The sequence below is a fragment of the Neochlamydia sp. TUME1 genome, assembly GCF_000813645.1.
Taxonomy (GTDB): domain Bacteria; phylum Chlamydiota; class Chlamydiia; order Chlamydiales; family Parachlamydiaceae; genus Neochlamydia.
Genome location: NZ_JRXI01000020.1, coordinates 1 through 1,211, shown reverse-complemented (window position 1 = coordinate 1,211; position 1,211 = coordinate 1). Strand labels below are relative to the sequence as shown.

Below are 1,211 nucleotides of genomic sequence, written 5' to 3'. Positions count from 1 at the left end.
AAGCGTTTGCAGCTCAGACAGCTGCCCGATTTCTGCAGGCAGGCTGGTGAGCTGGTTCTGATTTAAGTAAAGCCCTTGCAGCTCAGACAATTGCCCGACTTCTGCAGGAAGGCTGAAGAGCTGATTTTGGCTTAAATCAAGCCCTTTCAGCTGAGACAATTGCCCGATTCCTACAGGCAGAGTGGTGAGCTGGTTTTGACTTAAGTAAAGCTCTTGCAGCTGAGACAATTGACCTATTCCTGCAGGCAGACTGGTGAGCTGGTTTTGATTTAATTCAAGCAATTGTAGCTGAGACAATTGACCTATTCCTGCAGGCAGGCTGGTGAGCTGGTTTTGCTTTAACTTAAGCACTTCCAGCTGAGACAACCGCCCGATTTCTGTAGGCAGGCTGGTGAGCTGGTTCTGATTTAATTCAAGCGCTCGCAGCTGAGACAATTGACCTATTTCTATAGGCAGAGCGGTGAGCTGGTTTTGATTTAAGTCAAGGGTTTGCAGCTTAGACAGCTGCCCGATTTCTGCAGGAAGGCTGGTGAGCTGGTTTTGATCTAAGTAAAGATATTGCAGCTGAGACAGCTGCCCGATTTCTGCAGGAAGGCTGGTGAGCTGGTTTTGATTTAAGAAAAGCTGTGTCAGCTGAGACAATTGCCCGATTTCTCCAGGTAGAGAGGTGAGCTGGTTTTGATTTAAGTAAAGCCTTTGCAGCTGAGACAGCTGCCCAATTTCTGGGGGTAAATAAGTCAAGCCTGCTCCAGATAATTTTAAAGCCGTGATGCTTTTACAATTTTCTTCAATCCAATCTCTAAAAAGCTCCCCTTTTTTTTCTAGAGGCAAGTGCTTAATTTCTTCTCGTTTCAAATATTCTTCCCCACCAGGAAGTTTTCTCCAAAGTAAAAGGCGATTAATATTTAAGAGATAAGAAGAGTAATTAGCCAGCGTTAAGCCTCTTTTTTCTTCTGTTTTCCATTTAAATTCCAAAGGAGAAATAGATTTAGCTAAGGTAAAAACTTGTTTAAAAACTTGATAAACTTTTTCAGTAGAGGTAAGTCCAGGATTGAGTTGATAAACTTTAGCTAGCATAAGAGTTCGCGGGGTACTGGCATTCTTCGTGGGGAAATGAAGCTGTGCTATTTTTTTATAAAGAGAAGGCATCGCTTCAGAAGCCAGCAGATGATGCCATCTTTTACAGACGCTAAATAAGGAAGGAACTGCAC

Annotated in this window: 1 protein-coding gene; it reads right to left on the bottom strand. The window is 43.4% G+C overall.

Features of this window, described 5'->3' with window-relative positions:
• The coding region (locus DB41_RS10475; RefSeq protein ID WP_202965101.1) for a leucine-rich repeat domain-containing protein at nucleotides 1–1,211 on the bottom strand (1,211 nt) is incomplete at both ends.